The following is a 1793-nucleotide window of genomic DNA, read 5'->3' on the forward strand; positions in this document are numbered from 1 at the left end:
TGGGGAAATAGCTTGGGGTTTGAGAAAGCCTGCTTAAGGTGGTCGTACACCAATCGCACCCGCTTCGATACAGGACCCTGCTGCGGGCGGTATATGAACAGATCCCATGGCGCTGGAGCGAGATCAGCCAAAACAGCAACCAGCTTTCCTGACCGCAGATGAGGCTCAGCCAGATAGGCAGGAATTTGGCCAAAACACATGCCTGCCAGGGTGGCTTCCAATTCCGTATCTGGATCATCACAGATAAGCGCTGGCTGCCTGGGCGCGAACGTTTGCCCGTCGGCAAATAGCCAAGGCCAAGGGCGGCCATTTTTCCGGTCGATCAGGACTGAAAGTGGCAGCTTAGCTAAGGCATCCAAAGATTCAGGTGGTGTCTTTTGGCCTATGAGAGACGGGCACGCGACAACGTAAAACGGCACGGGAGCTAAGGCACGTGCAACGTAGCGCCGGTCGCGAATAACCCCCACCCTGATACCAATATCGATATGCGCCTCAACAGCATCAGTCATCTGATCTTCCAAGCGGAGATCGAATTGCAGGTCAGGATGTGCAGCGGCCAGGGGCTGAAGAAACGGTATCAGGAAGCGCCTGCCAATAGCATGTGGAGCCGTAATCCCCACCCTACCTGACAGCTCAGGCTCCGTCCTGTGCGACCGGAATAGCGTATCGAAATGATCCAGAGCTGACCTGGCATCTTTGGCGTAATCCTGACCGAAAGCAGTGATGCTCACCTGGCGGGTATTGCGGTGGAACAGTGATTCGCCAAGCTCAGTTTCCAGGGCTTGAATGGCTCGAGTCACCCCTTGTGGGGAGATGCCTAATCGAGTTGCCGCTTGGCGGAAGCTACCTGCCTCTGCTGCTGTGCAAAAAATCCTAACCATCTCCATGCGGTTAAGCATGTTGCCCCTCTCATTTATTCCATTTTCAGGAATAGCATAATCTAATCATTTCCATTTATTGAGATCAATCATGGGTCTAAAGTTTGCGCACTGCCAGGTTAACCAGCCATGGCGAAGTACAAACCCGCCGATGAGGTTCTCAGCATGAGCAATAACATTTCTGGAAAAGTTGTCGTTATCACCGGTGCCAGTAGCGGCCTGGGTGAGGTTACTGCGCGCCACCTTGCTGCGCTTGGCGCTCGCGTAGTGCTGGCTGCACGTCGCAAAGATAAACTCGACGCATTGGTGGCTGAGCTGACCAATGCAGGTGGTCAGGCAATCGCGTATCAGACCGATGTTACCTCTCAGGAAGAGGTCAAAACGCTCATTCAAGGTGCCGTGGACACCTACGGTCGCATTGATGTACTGGTCAACAATGCCGGACTGATGGCGATTGCACCGCTCAGCGATGCTCGCACTGACGAGTGGGATCGCATGATCGATATCAACATCAAGGGTCTGCTGTACGGAGTCGCGGCTGCATTGCCAGTCTTCCAGAAACAAAACAGTGGTCACTTCATCAACATCGCATCGGTTGCAGGCCTGAAGGTGTTTAGCCCAGGTGGCACCGTGTACAGCGGCACCAAGTTTGCTGTGCGGGCTATCTCCGAAGGACTGCGTCACGAAGTCGGTGGCAGCATCCGCACCACGACTATCGAACCGGGCGCCGTGGACTCCGAACTGAAATTCGGCAGCACCCACCAACAGAGCCGCGATTTCGTGGTGGACTTCTACAAGCATGCAATTCCCGCCGAATCGGTCGCTCGAGCTATCGCCTTCGCAATTGAGCAGCCTGCTGACGTGGATATTAACGAGATCGTTCTGCGCCCAACCGTGCAGGAATTCTAATGAGTT

General features: G+C 54.4%; 2 protein-coding genes. One reads left to right on the top strand and one right to left on the bottom strand.

What is annotated here, in order from left to right; genetic code table 11:
* A partial coding sequence (locus tag AAGW23_RS22005; RefSeq protein WP_342408332.1) for a LysR family transcriptional regulator occupies nt 1-899 on the bottom strand: 899 nt, incomplete at its 3' end.
* A 144-nt stretch (nt 900-1043) separates the two neighbouring features.
* On the opposite strand from AAGW23_RS22005, the gene AAGW23_RS22010 reads away from it, so the two are divergent.
* Nucleotides 1044-1787: an SDR family oxidoreductase gene (locus AAGW23_RS22010; RefSeq protein ID WP_031310677.1), complete on the top strand. Its 744-nt coding sequence runs from the start codon at nt 1044-1046 to the stop codon at nt 1785-1787.
* Nucleotides 1788-1793 lie beyond the last annotated feature (6 nt).

This window comes from Stutzerimonas chloritidismutans, assembly GCF_038562055.1.
Taxonomy (GTDB): domain Bacteria; phylum Pseudomonadota; class Gammaproteobacteria; order Pseudomonadales; family Pseudomonadaceae; genus Stutzerimonas; species Stutzerimonas chloritidismutans_A.

What these genes read in the sequence shown, in the direction of transcription:
- AAGW23_RS22010 (WP_031310677.1), top strand. Translation starts at nt 1,044, where the DNA reads ATGAGCAATAACATTTCTGGAAAAGTTGTCGTTATCACCGGTGCCAGT.